Origin of the sequence: Thermosipho japonicus, assembly GCF_014201655.1 — a bacterium.
GTDB classification, from domain to species: domain Bacteria; phylum Thermotogota; class Thermotogae; order Thermotogales; family Fervidobacteriaceae; genus Thermosipho; species Thermosipho japonicus.
This window is the reverse complement of sequence record NZ_JACHEX010000001.1, coordinates 240,386-256,597: the sequence shown is the minus strand read 5'-3', so window position 1 is coordinate 256,597 and position 16,212 is coordinate 240,386. Positions and strand designations below refer to the sequence as shown.

The 16,212-nt window shown below is 29.6% G+C and carries 19 protein-coding genes; 10 read left to right on the top strand and 9 right to left on the bottom strand.

The features are described from left to right. Positions 1–470: 470 nt before the first annotated feature. The 3 genes from HNP65_RS01365 to HNP65_RS01355 are packed head-to-tail and all read left to right on the top strand — an operon-like array spanning position 471 to position 3,402. A complete protein-coding gene (locus HNP65_RS01365) occupies positions 471–1,394 on the top strand; it encodes an alpha-galactosidase (RefSeq protein WP_184618594.1) in 924 nt (307 codons plus the stop codon). Beyond that, positions 1,394–2,350 carry a galactose-1-phosphate uridylyltransferase gene (galT, locus tag HNP65_RS01360; RefSeq protein WP_184618593.1) on the top strand — a complete coding sequence of 319 codons (957 nt, stop codon included), beginning with the start codon at positions 1,394–1,396 and terminating at the stop codon, positions 2,348–2,350. The genes HNP65_RS01365 and galT overlap by 1 nt, the downstream gene beginning before the upstream one ends. Next, entirely contained in the window at positions 2,347–3,402 is a 1,056-nt protein-coding gene (locus HNP65_RS01355) for a galactokinase (protein WP_184618592.1), read from the top strand. The genes galT and HNP65_RS01355 overlap by 4 nt, the downstream gene beginning before the upstream one ends. A gap of 29 nt (positions 3,403–3,431) precedes the next feature. On the opposite strand, the gene HNP65_RS01350 is transcribed toward HNP65_RS01355, so the two are convergent. Beyond that, positions 3,432–5,009, bottom strand: coding sequence for a bifunctional aspartate carbamoyltransferase catalytic subunit/aspartate carbamoyltransferase regulatory subunit (locus HNP65_RS01350; RefSeq protein ID WP_184618591.1), 1,578 nt, complete (start codon positions 5,007–5,009; stop codon positions 3,432–3,434). Between the two features lie 65 nt (positions 5,010–5,074). After that, on the bottom strand, positions 5,075–6,106 hold the full coding sequence (locus HNP65_RS09940; protein ID WP_184618590.1) for an HD domain-containing phosphohydrolase: 1,032 nt from the start codon (positions 6,104–6,106) through the stop codon (positions 5,075–5,077). 256 nt (positions 6,107–6,362) lie between these two features. Between HNP65_RS09940 and HNP65_RS01340 the strand changes: the two genes are divergently transcribed. The 7 genes from HNP65_RS01340 (at position 6,363) to HNP65_RS01310 (ending at position 9,929) form a co-directional block, all read left to right on the top strand. After that, positions 6,363–6,773, top strand: a complete 411-nt coding sequence (locus HNP65_RS01340; protein ID WP_184618589.1) for a Fur family transcriptional regulator — start codon at positions 6,363–6,365, stop codon at positions 6,771–6,773. 2 nt (positions 6,774–6,775) lie between these two features. Further along, entirely contained in the window at positions 6,776–7,420 is a 645-nt protein-coding gene (locus HNP65_RS01335) for a peroxiredoxin (protein WP_004102328.1), read from the top strand. Positions 7,421–7,503: 83 nt separating this feature from the next. Further along, positions 7,504–7,662 carry a rubredoxin gene (rd, locus tag HNP65_RS01330; protein WP_004102330.1) on the top strand — a complete coding sequence of 53 codons (159 nt, stop codon included), beginning with the start codon at positions 7,504–7,506 and terminating at the stop codon, positions 7,660–7,662. Positions 7,663–7,665: 3 nt separating this feature from the next. Further along, entirely contained in the window at positions 7,666–8,832 is a 1,167-nt protein-coding gene (locus tag HNP65_RS01325; RefSeq protein ID WP_184618588.1) for an FprA family A-type flavoprotein, read from the top strand. Between the two features lie 14 nt (positions 8,833–8,846). Next, a complete protein-coding gene (locus HNP65_RS01320) occupies positions 8,847–9,365 on the top strand; it encodes a ferritin (protein ID WP_184618587.1) in 519 nt (172 codons plus the stop codon). Between the two features lies 1 nt (position 9,366). Beyond that, on the top strand, positions 9,367–9,546 hold the full coding sequence (locus HNP65_RS01315) for an HTH domain-containing protein (protein WP_184618586.1): 180 nt from the start codon (positions 9,367–9,369) through the stop codon (positions 9,544–9,546). Positions 9,547–9,548: 2 nt separating this feature from the next. Next, positions 9,549–9,929 carry a desulfoferrodoxin gene (locus HNP65_RS01310; RefSeq protein ID WP_184618585.1) on the top strand — a complete coding sequence of 127 codons (381 nt, stop codon included), beginning with the start codon at positions 9,549–9,551 and terminating at the stop codon, positions 9,927–9,929. A 49-nt stretch (positions 9,930–9,978) separates the two neighbouring features. Here HNP65_RS01310 and HNP65_RS01305 read toward each other — a convergent pair whose 3' ends face one another. The 7 genes from HNP65_RS01305 to HNP65_RS01275 all read right to left on the bottom strand — a co-directional run bounded on the left by HNP65_RS01305 (position 9,979) and on the right by HNP65_RS01275 (position 16,069). Beyond that, entirely contained in the window at positions 9,979–11,295 is a 1,317-nt protein-coding gene (locus HNP65_RS01305; protein WP_184618584.1) for an STN domain-containing protein, read from the bottom strand. Then, a complete protein-coding gene (locus HNP65_RS01300) occupies positions 11,292–12,398 on the bottom strand; it encodes a type II secretion system protein GspD (protein ID WP_184618583.1) in 1,107 nt (368 codons plus the stop codon). Before HNP65_RS01300 ends, HNP65_RS01305 begins: the two co-directional genes overlap by 4 nt. After that, positions 12,395–13,813: a hypothetical protein gene (locus HNP65_RS01295; protein ID WP_184618582.1), complete on the bottom strand. Its 1,419-nt coding sequence runs from the start codon at positions 13,811–13,813 to the stop codon at positions 12,395–12,397. The genes HNP65_RS01300 and HNP65_RS01295 overlap by 4 nt, the downstream gene beginning before the upstream one ends. A gap of 141 nt (positions 13,814–13,954) precedes the next feature. Beyond that, complete coding sequence (locus HNP65_RS01290; RefSeq protein WP_126992307.1) at positions 13,955–14,416, bottom strand: hypothetical protein; 462 nt, start codon at positions 14,414–14,416, stop codon at positions 13,955–13,957. Positions 14,417–14,441: 25 nt separating this feature from the next. Further along, positions 14,442–15,023 (bottom strand): hypothetical protein, encoded by a 582-nt coding sequence (locus HNP65_RS01285; protein ID WP_184618581.1) that lies wholly within the window; start codon positions 15,021–15,023, stop codon positions 14,442–14,444. Between the two features lie 26 nt (positions 15,024–15,049). Next, entirely contained in the window at positions 15,050–15,520 is a 471-nt protein-coding gene (locus tag HNP65_RS01280) for a hypothetical protein (RefSeq protein WP_184618580.1), read from the bottom strand. A gap of 87 nt (positions 15,521–15,607) precedes the next feature. Continuing rightward, positions 15,608–16,069 (bottom strand): hypothetical protein, encoded by a 462-nt coding sequence (locus tag HNP65_RS01275; RefSeq protein ID WP_126992307.1) that lies wholly within the window; start codon positions 16,067–16,069, stop codon positions 15,608–15,610. Positions 16,070–16,212 lie beyond the last annotated feature (143 nt).

Genomic DNA, 16,212 nt, shown 5'->3' with positions numbered 1-16,212 from the left:
ATACAAAGGCTTAGCTTAATTGTTCTGTAACATTTGTATAGTAATTTTTTGGCATGTTTATAGTATTTTGAGATTTTAAGTGTGAAATAACGAGAATCATTTCTCATTGTTAATATTTAGCTGTAAATTTTTATAAGTGGCTCCTTTTTTTGGAATATAAAATTGTTATAATAAAACTACCGAAAGCATTACCGATAGATAATGGTGAAGTTATTTTAAGCTGATGGAGAATATATATAAAAAGGTATTGTTTATTTTATTCTTTAATGATTTAAAAATTTGATTGTTAAGAGGAAAATAGGCGATTTATCAAATTAAGAATTGTTAGAAGACTAAAAAATTTTCACATATGTGATTTGCTTTTTGCTGTAAGTTCACCGTATTTTCAGGTTTTATTTTGGGAAATAAAGTGATAAAAACGATAAAAACTTTTAAGGTTTTATATAATCATATTCAGGGAGTGATTCTAAATGTTTTCGAACTTTTCAAATGGTTATTTTTATGAAAAGAAAGAGGGCTATGAAATAAAATGGAAAATAGAAAATTTTAGTATTGGATGGAAATTTTCTTGGAGTATTAAGGGAAAAACAGATCTTTTTGAAGTTTTTAAAATAAAAAAAACACAGGATTTAAAGCTTTTTTCATTTTTTGCTATTAACAGCGAAGGTCTGTTTGGATTTTTAGATGCTAAAGAAGGAGGCATTGAAATAATGGAAGATGATGAAAATATTTCTTTTGCTGTTAATTATAAGCATAGATTATTTAAAGATTTTTCTTGTGAAAATTCTTTTGTTATTTTAAAACATACTAATAGAGGCTATTTGCTTAAAACATATAAAAATTTAATTGAAAGTAAATTTAAAGGTAAAAAAGGTCAATTTAATATGAATGATGTTGTAATTTTTAATGAAGGTTTAAAATTGGAAAATTTAAAAGAAAAAGTGATTGTATTTAATAGAAATATTGAAGGTATAGATAAAAACTTGATTGATAATTTAAAATATTTAAATTGTAAAATATTTGCAAGAGCAAAAAATTATCTTCAAGATTTTGAGTATTTGGATGGTTTTGTGGTAACAGGCTCATTCGAAGAAAATTATATTTTCAGTAATATTGGAAATTTTATTGTTCTTGATGCAAGGAAAGAATTTGAAAGAGAATGGAAAATTTTGTTTGATACTGTTAAAAAGAATGAAAAAATAGTTAGTTTTTCTTACGATAACGGTATATATATTCTTGAAGCTATTAATAAGGAAAAAAGAAAAGTAAAAATTTATTTAGATTTTGATAGAAAGGTATCTAAATTTGTAGAAGAAGATTTTATTAATTTAAAATCTAGAAAATTAATAAGAGAAGATGGAAGAATATTTAATTTTTATGGAGGCGATTTATAATGATGGAAATTAGATATAACCCACTTACCGACGAATGGGTAATTATATCTGCTGAGACACAAAAAAGGCCGGTTCAACCTGCAAAAAATAATTGTCCTATTTGTCCTGGAGGAGTTGAATTTAGAGAAGAAACGTATGATCTAGTAGCTTTTGAAAATAGATATCCTTCGTTAAGAAAGAATCCACCAGAAGTAAAAGAAAGTAATAAGCTTTTTAAGCGAATGAAATCATATGGTGTGTGTGAGGTTGTAGTGTATACTTCAAAACATGAGTCATCATTTCCGCAGATGCCTATATTACAGATAGAAAAATTGGTTGATATGTGGGTTGATAGAACCTATGAACTGTCAAAAAATGATTTTGTAAAAAATATTTTCATATTTGAGAATCGAGGTAAAGAAGTTGGGGCGTCACTTCCGCATCCTCATGGGCAGATATATGCTTTTCCATTTATACCAAAAAGAATAGAAGCTAAATTAAATGCAATGGAAAAATGGTTTGATGAAAATGGAAAATGTGTAATTTGTGAAATTTTAGAAAATGAAACAAATGAAAGATTAATATATGAAAACGAAACTTTTGTTGCATTAGTTCCATTTTATGCAAGATTTCCATTCGAAGTTCATATATATCCAAAAAGGCATATTTCAAATTTGCTACAATTCACTGAGAACGAGAAAAAAGATTTTGCAAGAATATTAAAAGTTGTTACAAAAAAATATGACAAATTATTTGATCAAGAATTTCCTTATATGATGATGTTTTTCCAGGCTCCATTTAATACAAAAGATTATTCTGATATTTTTCATTTTCACGTTGAATTTAACCCACCAAAGAGAGATAAGAATAAATTAAAGTGGATGGCAAGTGTGGAAACAGGAACATGGAGCTTTATAAATCCAATAGTGCCAGAACAAGCTGCAAAAATGTTGAGAGAAGTGGAGGTGAAGTTTTGAAAGTAAAAGCACCCGGCAGAGTTAATCTTATAGGCGAACACACAGATTACAATGATGGGTTTGTATTGCCTTTTGCTATTGATAGGTATGTACAACTTGAGATTGAAGAATCAGATAAGTTTTGCTTTTACTCAAATAATTTGAATAAAGAAGTTATAGTTTCAACCTTACAAAAAACAAATAGTTGGGCAGATTATGTTATCGGAGTTATTAAAGAAATTGAAAAAAGAGGTTATAAAATTCAACCTGTTAAAATAAAGGTGGATTCTAATATACCTATTGGTGCTGGCCTTTCAAGTTCAGCTGCTCTTGAAGTAGCATCTGCTTATGCTATATCTGAATTTTTTGGTTTGAATTTGCCAAAAATGGACATTGTTAAAATTTCAAGAGAGGCAGAAGCAAATTTTGTTGGAGTAAATTGTGGAATAATGGATCAATTTGCATCAGCATTTTCAAAAAAAGATTACGCAATATTTCTTGATACAATGACTTTAGATTTTCAATTTGTTCCGCTTAATTTAAAAGGGTATGAGATATTTGTGATTGATTCTAATGTAAAACATGAACTTTCAACCTCTGAATATAACCTTAGAAGGAAAGAATGTGAAAGTGCTCTTGAAATAATTGGCAAAGATAGTTTTCGAAAGGTAACAAGAGAAGATCTCAAATTGTTGAATGGTACTCTTTTGAAAAGAGTTCAACATATATTGGAGGAAAATGAAAGGGTTTTAAGGACAGTAAAAGCCTTAAAAGAAGATCAAATTGAAAAGATAGGGGAATATCTATATCAATCTCATGAAAGTTTGAGATATTTATATGAAGTTTCTTGCGATGAAACAGATTTTATAGTTGACTTTTTAAAGGGGAAAGAAGGGTTTATTGGTGCAAGAATGGTTGGAGGAGGTTTTGGCGGAGGAGTTATTGTTATTTCAAGAGAAGGGGCATTTGAAAGTATTGAAAAGTTATTGGAAAATGAATATTATTCAAGATTTAGTATAAGGCCTACCTTTTATAAATTAAATTCATCAAATGGTGTTGCAGAGATTAGATAAAGTGCCTGGATATCCAGGCACTTTATTAATTAGATATTCCAAATTTCTTCGAACGAATGAGGCGTTTCACAGTACTTACATACAAGCTCTCCCTCGTTATTTCTTATAAAAAATGCTTCAGCATTTTCTCCATTTACAGGATTTGTGATACAATTTTCATTTTTACATCTTAATTCTGAAAATCCGTAGATAAAAGGTGGTAAGAATATTCTGTATTTTTCAACCACTCTAGAGTTTTTGATTATATTTACAGTAGTATTTGGAGAGATTGCGGACAACATTTTTATTTCTTTTTTTGAAAGATATCTATTTGGAAGACTTATGTAACCTTTAAATTCGCCATTTTCCGATTTGAATATTCCATCTGCGCTATCAAGATCAAATAATTTTAATATTTTTCTTATTTTTATTATAGTTTCAAAAATCTTATCTTTATCTTTTCCTTTTGCTATGTGGTCGATTACTGTTCCGTTTTCAATTGGCTTTATTCCTCTTTTTCCTTCTTTTAAAACTCCTTTGGTACCATTTACAATTGGTGCAGGAATTATAAAATCATCATCATTTTCTTGAGTTCTAAAAGACGTATCAAAATTTGCTTTTAATGCTCCGCCAAGCATTGATAGTAGAACTGTTCTAGTCCAATATCCATTTATTGCTTGTTGTTCCCAACCATTGAGAGGTAAGTTATCTAAAAAAGTGGGTATAGTTGGGTATATTTTATGCCTTGGAAGAGGATGATAAAATTTAACATCTTGTGGTATATTTTCTAGAAATTCTTTTCTAAAGGTGACACTTTTTCTTAGCACATGTTCTTTTTCTAAAATATCTTCTCCCATTCTTTCAAGCTGGAGCCGTGTAAAGTACCATATTTTTGCTACCTTATCGGTAGATTTAAGATATGATTCAATGGAATCGAAGATTCTAACTTCAAAACCATTTTCTTTCATCTTTTTGATATAATGAGATGGCATTGATATTTCTTCAGGTGCAATCAGGTCAACTAAAACATTTTTAAAAATTTTTAGGCCATTAACTTTTGAGTGAACAGTTCTTCCATGAAGTAAATCTCCAACTAGAGCGATGTGAATAAAAGAATTGTCAAAATCCATTTGTTCAAGAAAAGTGTATTCATCTAATAATTCTTGAGTTGGATGTTCGTGCTTGCCATCACCGGCGTTAATAAATGCAGGTTTTTCTATACCGTGTCTTTCAGCAAATTCTGATACTTTCTCGTCTAAATACTTACATGTTCCCTCAAGTCTTGTTCTTAGAACAAAAATTGAGTAGTCACTATATCCCGTTAGCATGTTAAAGGTGTCTAAGTAGCTTTCTTTTTTGTTAAATGATGAATGCTCTGAATCAAAAATATTTACTTTTGCATTTTTGTGAAATCTTGCTGCGTTGATGAAAGATTCTTTGGTCCTTGTGCTAGGTTCTACAAAGACGATGTAAATTCCTACGTTCTTTTTGATTTGAAATTCGGAAATGTTACTTTTTTCTTTCCAAAGTTTTTTGAGTTTTCTTGTTTGAGTGTACAAAAACATTTGTTCATCAACTGAAAAATCTTCAATCACTGTAAGACTTCTTCCAAGAAAGTCGTTTTTCATCTTCCCCCCACACCTCCTGATGTATAATGATATAAAAAAAGAGCCAACTTTTTAAAGTTGGCTCTTTATGCAATGGAAATATTATCTTCTTCTTCCTCAATAACTTCCAGAAAAGCCTTAACCACTCTAGGATCAAACTGCTTCCCAGAGTTATTGATGATCTCTTGTAATGCATAATCTTTAGATAAAGCATTTCTATACGCTCTTTTACTTATCATTGCATCCCAGCTATCAGCAACCGCGATTATTCTTGAAATAATAGGAATCATCTCTCCTTTCAAACCTGTAGGATAACCATTTCCATCCCATCTCTCATGATGATGAAAAACATAAGTTGCTATATCCTTAAGGGTTTCAGATGTTGATAGAAATTCATAACCATATATTGGGTGTTTTTTTATTATTGAAAATTCTTCGTCAGTTAATTTTCCTTCTTTGTTTAGAATACCTGTTGGTATGGCTATTTTTCCGATATCATGAACAAGCCCTGTCCAGTAAGCGTCAGAAATTTCTTTGTGAGAAAGTTTCATTTTTTTTGCGATTTTTTTCGAGAGCTCTGCAACCCTTAGAGAATGTCCTTGGGTGTATCTGTCATAATATTCTAATATTTTTATCATTGAAAGCATAAGATCAATTTGGAACTTTCCATTCTTTTTGATTAAATTTTTGATAATCTCAGACGAAGAAATTAATCCTGTTAAAATTTCAATCTTTTCTTTTTCTTCTTTTGAAAGATTCTTGATTGTGTGAAATACGGTTCTAAGTGCATATGATTCGTCTATAAAAAATTCCTTAACATAATAGTCTTTAAAAAAGAAAATCTTGTCATTATTTTCTATTTTATTACCAAATGAGTTAAGTTCAATAAATGAGTTGCCGTTTTTAAGAAAAATTGCTCCAGAATCAATTTTAGAAAAATTTTTTGAAATGTAAGATAAGACTTTGTTTGAAAAATCATTACTACTATCAGATAATGAATCATTAAAATCATAGATTAAGCTTTTTATATTGTAGCGACTAGAAGATAAAGACTTTTTTAGAAAAAGTGCTGTTATTACTACAGCGTAAATTGAAACAATGGTTAAAATAATTACCACAATTTTCCCCCTTTCGATGAATATTTTACACTAAAGTTAAGATTACAAAAGATAAATTGGCTAAAAGTTGGGGAACGTTTTTTTCAAATTTTTATTACATAAATTTTAATTAATTTTTTTGATGTCAAAAAAAACAGTTTTAATGGGATGTTTGGAATTTAAATCAAAATATTAATAAAAAACTGTTAAATACTTGACAATGTCTAAAAATGGATTTATAATAAAAATGTACTTAGTATAGATGGGAGTGAGTTCATTGAAAAGATATGCTGAAATGCTTAAGGAAAGAAATATTCGCCCAACAGTTCAAAGAATAGAAATTTTAAAATTTATTGTTGAAAGTAAAAAGCATCCGTCTGCAGATGAAATATATGAACATTTGAAAGGAAAGATTCATGCGATCTCAAGAGCTACGGTTTATAATACTGTTTCTCTGTTGAGCGAGAAGAAAGTTATTAAAGAGATAATTACTCCTTCATCTATAAGATATGATTTTGAATTTGTAGAACATCATCATTTTTATTGCACCAAATGCAAGAAGGTTTATGATGTTTTTGAAGCTCTTCCAGAAGTCCCGAAAATTGATTCAGTTGAGGGCCATAAAGTAATGAATATTCAGTATTGTTTAGTTGGAATATGTAAAAATTGTTTAAATGGAGGTGAGTAGTTATGGGTATACCATTGATTGGTGAGAGGATTCCAGAATTTGAGGCAGTTACTACGAAAGGAGTTATTAAATTTCCAGATGATTTTAAGGGAAAATGGGTTGTTTTGTTCAGCCATCCTGCAGATTTTACGCCTGTTTGTACAACTGAATTTGTGGCATTTCAAAAAAGATTTGATGAATTTCAAAAATTAAATACTGAATTGGTCGGGTTAAGTATTGATCAGGTGTTTTCTCATATCAAATGGGTTGAATGGATAAAAGATAAGCTAGGTGTTGAAATTAAATTCCCTGTTATTGCTGATGATAGAGGAAAGATTGCGGAAATGCTTGGTATGATTCATCCTGCAAAAGGTACTAATACAGTTAGAGCGGTCTTTATAATTGATCCAAAAGGTATTTTAAGAGCTGTTTTATATTATCCTCAGGAACTTGGTAGAAATATGGACGAAATACTAAGAATGGTGAAAGGTTTCCAAGTAATTGACGAAAATGGAGTAGCTTTACCGGCAAATTGGCCAAATAATGAATTGGTTAATGATGAAGCTATTGTGCCACCAGCATCAACAGTTAAAGATGCAGAACAAAGGACAAAGGAGTACGAATGTTTTGATTGGTGGTTCTGTCATAAAAAATTAAATAATAAGTAAAATTATAGTATAATATATGTGTGACTTGTAGGAGCGGGAGTCTCCCGCTCCATAAATTAGAGAATTTTTGGAGGTGGATATTTATGAAAAGGTACGTTTGTACAGTTTGTGGGTATGTTTATGATCCAGAGGTTGGAGATCCCGATAATGGAATAGAACCAGGAACACCATTTGAAGAATTACCAGAAGATTGGGTATGTCCAGTTTGCGGGGTGCCAAAGGATCAATTTGAGGAGGAATAAGTTATGGTTAGAAAAATAGTAGAAAATGTGTACTTTGTTGGAGCAATTGATTGGGACAGGGAGCTTTTTGATGAGTTGGTTCCTCTTCCTAACGGGACAACTTATAATTCTTACATAATAAAAGGGACTGAAAAAATAGCACTAATTGATACAGTTGAGCCAAGAAAAGAAGAAGAATTTATGAATAATCTAAAAAAATTGAATATTCAAAAGATAGACTATGTAATTTCAAACCATGCAGAACAAGATCATTCTGGATTAATTGGAAAAGTTGTGGAAAAATTTGGTGCAAAGGTTGTTACAAATAAAAAATGTGCAGATTTTTTAAAAACTCACATTCATATTAAAGGTGAAGATGTGATAACTATTGAAGATGGTCAGGAGTTATCATTGGGTGATAAAACTTTAAAGTTTATATTTACACCATGGACTCATTGGCCTGAAACTATGGTTACTTATTTAAAAGAGGATAAAATACTTTTTAGTTGTGATTTATTTGGATCACACCTTGCAACAAGTGAAATTGAGCAAGTGGGTGATGAGAAATTACTTGAGATGGCCAAGAGGTATTATGCAGAAATTATGATGCCATTTAGAGTTCCAATGAAAAAAAACATTGAAAAGGTTGAAATGCTGGATATTGAAAAGATTGCACCAAGTCATGGTCCTGTCTATAAAAATCCTAAGTTGATAATTGAGGCATATAAAAAGTGGATAAGTAATGAAGTTGAAAATGAGGTAGTTATATTGTATGTTTCAATGCATGAGAGCACAAAAAAGATGGTGGAATATTTATCTGAAAGTTTGATGGACAAAGGTGTAAAAGTAAAATTGCACAACATTGTAAATGCAGATATAGGAGAAATAGCAATTGATTTAGTAGAAGCATCGACAGTTGTTATTGGAACTCCAATGGTTTTAACTGGTGTTCATCCGATTGCTGCAGGAGCGATTTATTTGGTAAATGCTTTAAGACCAAAAACAAAATATCTTGCAATAGTAGGTTCATATGGTTGGGGCGGAAAGTTTATCGATGAAATAAAGTCGATGTTATCAAATCTAAAGGCTGAACTATTAGAACCGGTAACGGTTAAGGGTTTGGTTGATAGTGAAGGATATGAAAAGTTAGAACACTTGGCAAAAGAAATTGCTGAAAGAAACTTAAATTAAAAGGGGAGATAGGTATGTTAAAAGATAAAATGGCAGAAGCATTAAATAAGCAAATTAATGAAGAATTGTATTCGGCATATTTGTATTTATCAATGTCAGCATATTTTGAAGATATGGGATTAAAGGGCTTTGCAAATTGGATGAAGGTCCAAGCTATGGAAGAAAAAGATCATGCAATGAAGGTATATAATTATTTAGTAAATCAAGGTGCAAGAGTTAAATTGTATGAAATAAAAGAGCCACCATTTGAATTTGGAAGTATAAAAAATACATTTGAAGAGGTACTCAAACACGAGCAACATATTACAAGAAAAATTAATGAGTTAGTTGATATAGCCGAAGAGTTAAAGGATAGGCCAACATTTAATTTCTTACAATGGTATATTGATGAACAAGTTGAGGAAGAGGAAAATGCAAGAGAAATACTTACTAGATTGGAATTTGTCGGAGATAATAAAAATGCTTTATTCATGCTTGATAGAGAATTAGCACAAAGACAATATGTCCCTCTTAACATGAACAGGGAGGGATAATATGGAAAAAGAAAAAGTACTAGAGGTTTTAAAAAAGGAAGGTAAACCGATGAAAACAGGGGAAATTGCTGAGAAATTGGGAGTAGATTCAAAAGTAGTTAGTAAGCTCATTAGTGAGCTTAAAAAAGAAGGAAAAATAGAAAGTCCAAAAAGGTGTTATTATGCACCAAAGGAGGGATAAGTATGACTGAAAGAATTCAAGTATATAAATGTGAAAAATGTGGTAATATAGTAGAAGTTCTTCACGAAGGTGCAGGAACCTTGGTTTGCTGTGGAGAGCCCATGAAATTGCTTGAAGAAAAGACAGCTGATACATCAACAGAAAAACATGTACCATTTATTGAAGAAGTGGAAGATGGATATAGAGTAAGAGTTGGCGAAAATGCTCTTCATCCTATGGAAGAAAAACACTATATAGAATGGATAGAATTAATTGTGGATGGAGTAGTTTATAGAAAGTTCTTAAATCCAGGTGACAAACCCGAGGCTGAATTTAAAGTGGCCAAAGGAAGTGAAGTACATGCAAGAGAATATTGTAATGTTCACGGTCTGTGGAAAAAATAGTTTTTAAAAATTGAAATTATCCCCCAGCTAATTAGCTGGGGGATTTGTTTTACCAATTAATATATATACCTCCACCATAATTTAGATTTTGATCAATATAAAGTACAGCTCCAAAATTATTGTGGAAAAGTTTTAATCTTCCAGAAATAATTTCTAGTGAATCATAAAATGCTGATATATCTATGAATACATTCTCGTCAATGTAATACTTTAATCCAATTCCTATTTTCATGTATAAATTTGAAAGAATATTATTCAACTCCATTTTTTCTAGATTTAACGGTTTATCGATATTAAATTCTATATAAAGTGGATTTATTGAAAATTTATCTTCAAAAAAGATATTTGTTTCAGTTGCTTTTTGAATATTTATTTTTCCTCCTATCCAAAAATCGTTAATAGGATTAAATTTTGCACCTAAGTAAGAAGAAGCGTTTTTTTCAAAGAACATTGATAAATTTTCAGTTGAAATAGACATTAAAAGGTTTTGGTTAGAGAAATATGTTAAATTAAAGGAATTTTTAAGGGGGAGTTTTAATTTTTCTATTTTATAACCACTAGATTCATAATTTATCTTTTTGATATTTGTTATAACAATAAATTTTCCAAATTTTCCCTCTAAAATTTTTCTAATTTCTCCCTCATTAGCAGGAAATTTTGTGCTTGCTGAATCATTTTCGGTTGAAATTTCAAAAATTATTTCTGAATTATTAACACTTGCATTTAATTTTATTGAACCATTAACAAATACTTTTGGATCATTTCCTGTAAAAAATCCAAATGTATTCAATATGTAATTAAATTTACTTGTATATGGAAGAGCTTCTAATAGTTTTTTAGTATCTATATTGTAATTTTTTAACTCTGAGTTTTTAATGTAGTAAATAGCATAAGAAATAATAGTATTATTTTTCGCACCTTTGTCGATATTTTCTAAAAAGTTTTTGTAATTATTCCACAAATCATCAGGGCAATAAACAATGATGTTGTTTCCGACAATATAGTTTTTAAATGGAATTAGTTTTGATAATTCTTCTGGAGATCTAAATTTTGGAGTGTATGTATGTGATTTATAATATAGTATCGATTGATCAGTTATTATAAAATAGACATCATTAATTTTTTCAAATGTATAATTAAAATTTGAGAGTATAACATTTAATGCTGTTTCAATTGAAACATTGTAGAGTTCTACCGTAACTTTTCCATTCAAGTTTTCAGGAAAAATTATTGATGTATTATATAGGGTTCCTAATTGTATGAGTGCATCTTTTATATCCATATTTTCAAAATAAACATTCTTAGTTATTGAAAAAGCATAAATTGTTAAGAACAATGCTAATATAACAATTATTATTTTTTTCATAGATTTTCACCTGCCAATCTTGCTTTTATGAATATTACTATATTTTTCTTTCTTGATGTATATGTACTATTTTTAAAAAGATTACCAATTATGGGAATATCTTTTAAACCTGGGATTCCGCCATCTTGTTTTGTAACTGAGTCAAAAGATAGCCCAGCTATATAATAAGGTTGTTCGTATTTTATATCTAAATTTGTTTCAACTGAGGCACCAACTGGTGTAAATGTTGAAGAATTTTGTATAAATGATTCCACAACGGATTTAAGTGTGAGATTTGCATGATCTGCAAAAACATATCCAGAAATAATGATTTGAGTGTTGATCTTTTTTTCAACATAAGTGTTATCTTTGCCAAGAGTAAAACCAACAGTTGTATATCCTGTAATTTGTGCCGTAGAATTTGATTTTAATTTTAGTGTTCCTTCTGCTAGAACCTTTGCATTACCAGAACTTATCAAAGTATCCATTATAATATTAAAGTTTACATTTAAAGGATTTAAAGATAATTGTAAATTGCCATTATTGTAAGATGTGATATTGTTTTCTTCGTTATTCCAAGATATACCAAATTTTATAAAATCGGATTCATCTATTTCTATTATTTTAACTTGGATTTCTGCAACAGGTATTTGTTTGTCTATTAGAGTTATTGTTTCAGCAATTTGGGATGCTATTTTTGCAGGGGCATATATGAGGACTTGATTTTTATTGGGTGTTTTGTATATATAATTTGTCATTACCTTTGGTAAAGCATTGTAGAGGTCATCAAAGGTTATAAATCTTAGATTTAAAAGATATTTTTTTGAAATTAGTGCAAAATTAGGACTATCAGGATTTGCAGTACCAACAAAATATACATTGTCTATTTTGGTCCAGTAATATCCAAGAGGTAATAACATTAAATCAAGAGCTTTTTCTAAAGTTATATTGTAAGCTTCAACACTTATGAAACCAGATATTAAAGGATCATATATTATGGAAACGCCTTCTTGCATTCCCAGTTGATTTAAAGCATCTCTTATATCTGTTTGATAAAAATAGATATCAACAGAAAAAGCTAATGTAATTAACGATATTATTAAGATTGCTAAATATTTTTTCATTTTCTAACATCTCCTATATTTTTTTTATATTTATAATCAGTTTCTCCATAAATTTTGTACATTATAAAAGTACTGTTCTTGATGATTTCATTGTAAGGTATTTCAAGAAAAACTTTTTTAATTTCACCTGGAAATAGTATAATTTCATTGGTTAAATCATTTGATTGAAGTTTTTCAGTTCTTATGACCTTAAAAGTTACTATTGTATTTCCCGTATTTTTTACATTTAAAGCAAACGTATTTGTTGAAACATCTGTAATTAATGAGTCTATATTTGGTTCTAAGTTACCATATCTTAAGACTATTTTTGGATTTTTAAAAAGGCTAATTTCATTTTCACTATCGATATTAATTTTAAAAACATTATCACCATCTTTAAGTTTTTCAAGTCTACTATCAAATTTTACAAAACCGTTTATTTTTGAATAAGGAGATAATCTAATTTTACCAGGTAATATATTTAAAGCTTTCGAAATTGTAGAAAGACCAAATTCAGTTGATAAAGGCGAAAGATTTTGAATTGTTATTTTTAAATTTTCAATTGTTCTTTTTACATTTATTAAAATTATTTCAGGATCAATCATTACTGCAACTCTATCAGAAGATTTTCCTTCGATTTTTAGCTTTTTAAAAGCTGTAACACGTACATTTTGAGATATACCATCCATTTGTATTTCAAAATCTCCTTTCGGCAATACATATGGAATAAAAAATTCAAAATTATTAGCCCTATCTGGAAAGACAACAAAATTATTACTATTTAATGGTATGGAAGTGATGATTCTGTTAATCTCTCTGGAGATAAGCCTCATTTCCCCATTAAGAGCTAACACTGCGTTACCATTATTTTTTACATTGATATCAATAACTGTTCCAAAGTTGCCATACTTGTCAATAAGAGTTTTTGAAGCAGTTGTAGTTAGATCGTATATTGACACATCTTGAATTTGTGCTTTGATATTTTTAACAGTTGGAAAATCTAATATTATAAGTGAAATGTAGTCAAAAATTGTTTCAAAAACTTCCGATTGCTTTCCCTTTTGTTTAAAATGTATTGCGCCAAATGCTTGTGCTCCTTTAAAACCTGAAGGAATATTTATCTTTATTGGATAGTCAATTGATTGACCGGGTTGTAAAATTAAATGTGTGCTTTCAATTGTAATCCAATCTTTAATACTAAATGCATAATTTGGGATGTCATAGAGATATTTGGAGCCTTCTATTACAAAATCTGATATTTCGACGTCAACGTCTGCTATACTAGGACTATTGTTTGCAACATTAATTGTGAGCTCTATTGTTTTTTGATTTGCTTCAACATTTAACCTGTTTACTAAGGGATAAATAGTTACAGCAAAGTCAATTGAAGAAAATAAAGCAAATAGGATTAAAATGGTAAAAAGTGTTTTTTTCATTTGAATGCCCCCTATGTTTTTATTTGAATATATCATATATTAATTATATCAATTTCACGGTTAATTCTAAATCAAAATTAAGTTCAAAAAATCCCATATACTCAAAGTATATGGGATTTCACATTTAGGTGATATTTGCCTCTAGAAAGAAACGGTAGGGACAAAAGTAAGGCTAAGAACTACAGGATAATCGCCAGCAGGTAAATCAGGATCGATACTATTAATGGTGAAACCTATAACATAAAGTCCATCATCAATAGGATTTGTAGGGACAAATGGGTTACCATCTTTTGTGACATAAACATCTGCATCTATGTAAGCATCAAGTCCATTGTAATCTGCATATGGAATTACATTAACAGGAGCATTGGAGTCAAGAGTGAAAGTTAATACATCAACATCACCTGTTTGAGTATAGTCACAAATATCAAAATCAGCGATTAACCATTCATAATCAAGATCCATCCATTGATGGACATAGATTGTAATAGAAGAATCAATAGTATATTCTTCCCAATCACAGCCAGGTACATGTACAGAAGTTGCATCGGCAAAAATAAATAAAGCAAATAAACTTAATAAAGTAATTAACATCTTTCTCATAGTTTCCCCTCCTTAGTTTTTGTGGTTACCAACTTACTGTAGGATTAAATGTGAATCTTACTGGTAAATGATAGACACCAGCAGGTGTTTCATATGGTCCAGGATCAGAAGTTACAGTGTTTACTGTGAATAAAATTGAGCCTTGACTTACAAGTGGTAGATTTACAGGTATTGTAGTGTCTGTACCCATTCTTGTTAAATCTCCCATGTTATAATTAAATTGAAAATAACTATCTTGATTAGATACTGCATCAATCGATTTTACAAAGAAATAGATTGATATGTTTTCTAATATTTCTAAAAATTCATTTCTAAAATGTGGATCAGGAAAATCTACTGAAACTTGAACATCTGCATTTGAAAAGTATTCAACAGACAAAAGTACAAAACCGTCATCAAAATACTGGTCATTTGTTTCTTTATCACAGATATGGTAAGGAGTTGCATCCCATGTTAAATCTATCCATTGATAAACTCTAACGTCTATAGTATTACTTAGCTCAGTACTGGTAGAAGTACATCCAGAGACATGGATAAAATTACCTTGAGTAGTTGCAAGTAAACTTATTGCTAACAAACTTAACATAAATATTATGATCTTTTTCAAAATATTCTCCTCCTTTCACTGATATTTCACCACTTTACAATTGGATAGAATTTAAACTCAATTGGTATAGTATACTTTCCAGCGGGTATAGTTTTAGATTTTTTGCTATTTTTAAAGAGAAATTTGACTATTCCATTGTTTGAAAGTGGTGTAAGAACGTAATTGTCTGAACTATAACATTTGCTACCTGTGTACCAAAAATTTGCTGTTTGAAAATTGTTGATGTAGGATTTAACTGATACAAATATAAAATTATCTATTATTGTTTTTGGATAAGAAATTACTAAAAATACTAAGTAGTTTGATGAATAGGTCATTTTTAGAAGTAGACTATTTTGGCAGTTGCTTTCTTCATATGTATTACATAGATTATATTTGAAAGTTTTAATCTCGGTATTTATTTCTGGAGGAACTTTTATGTTGACTTTCCCGATAATATGGTTATTTGAAAATGAAAGTAATGAAACAAAAATAAGTAGTAGAATTTGTATTTTCATGATAACTCCTTTCTTTTAAGGAGAAAGTATCATTTTAAGAATCCAAGTAGTCAAAGTTTAAACTACTTGGATATGTTTTAGTTATCTCTAGAAAGAAACGGTAGGGACAAAAGTAAGGCTAAGAACTACAGGATAATCGCCAGCAGGTAAATCAGGATCGATACTATTAATGGTGAAACCTATAACATAAAGTCCATCATCAATAGGATTTGTAGGGACAAATGGGTTACCATCTTTTGTGACATAAACATCTGCATCTATATAAGCATCAAGTCCATTGTAATCTGCATATGGAATTACATTAACAGGAGCATTGGAGTCAAGAGTGAAAGTTAATACATCAACATCACCTGTTTGAGTATAGTCACAAATATCAAAATCAGCGATTAACCATTCATAATCAAGATCCATCCATTGATGGACATAGATTGTAATAGAAGAATCAATAGTATATTCTTCCCAATCACAGCCAGGTACATGTACAGAAGTTGCATCGGCAAAAATAAATAAAGCAAATAAACTTAATAAAGTAATTAACATCTTTCTCATAGTTTCCCCTCCTTAGTTTTTGTGGTTCTTATAGAATTATCTTACCTTTCCTCCTTTCTTAAAAAATTATTTACATAACAACAACACTTTTTTTGTCTTTATTTTTCTTCTGTAAATTGATAATACTACATTAATATAAATTA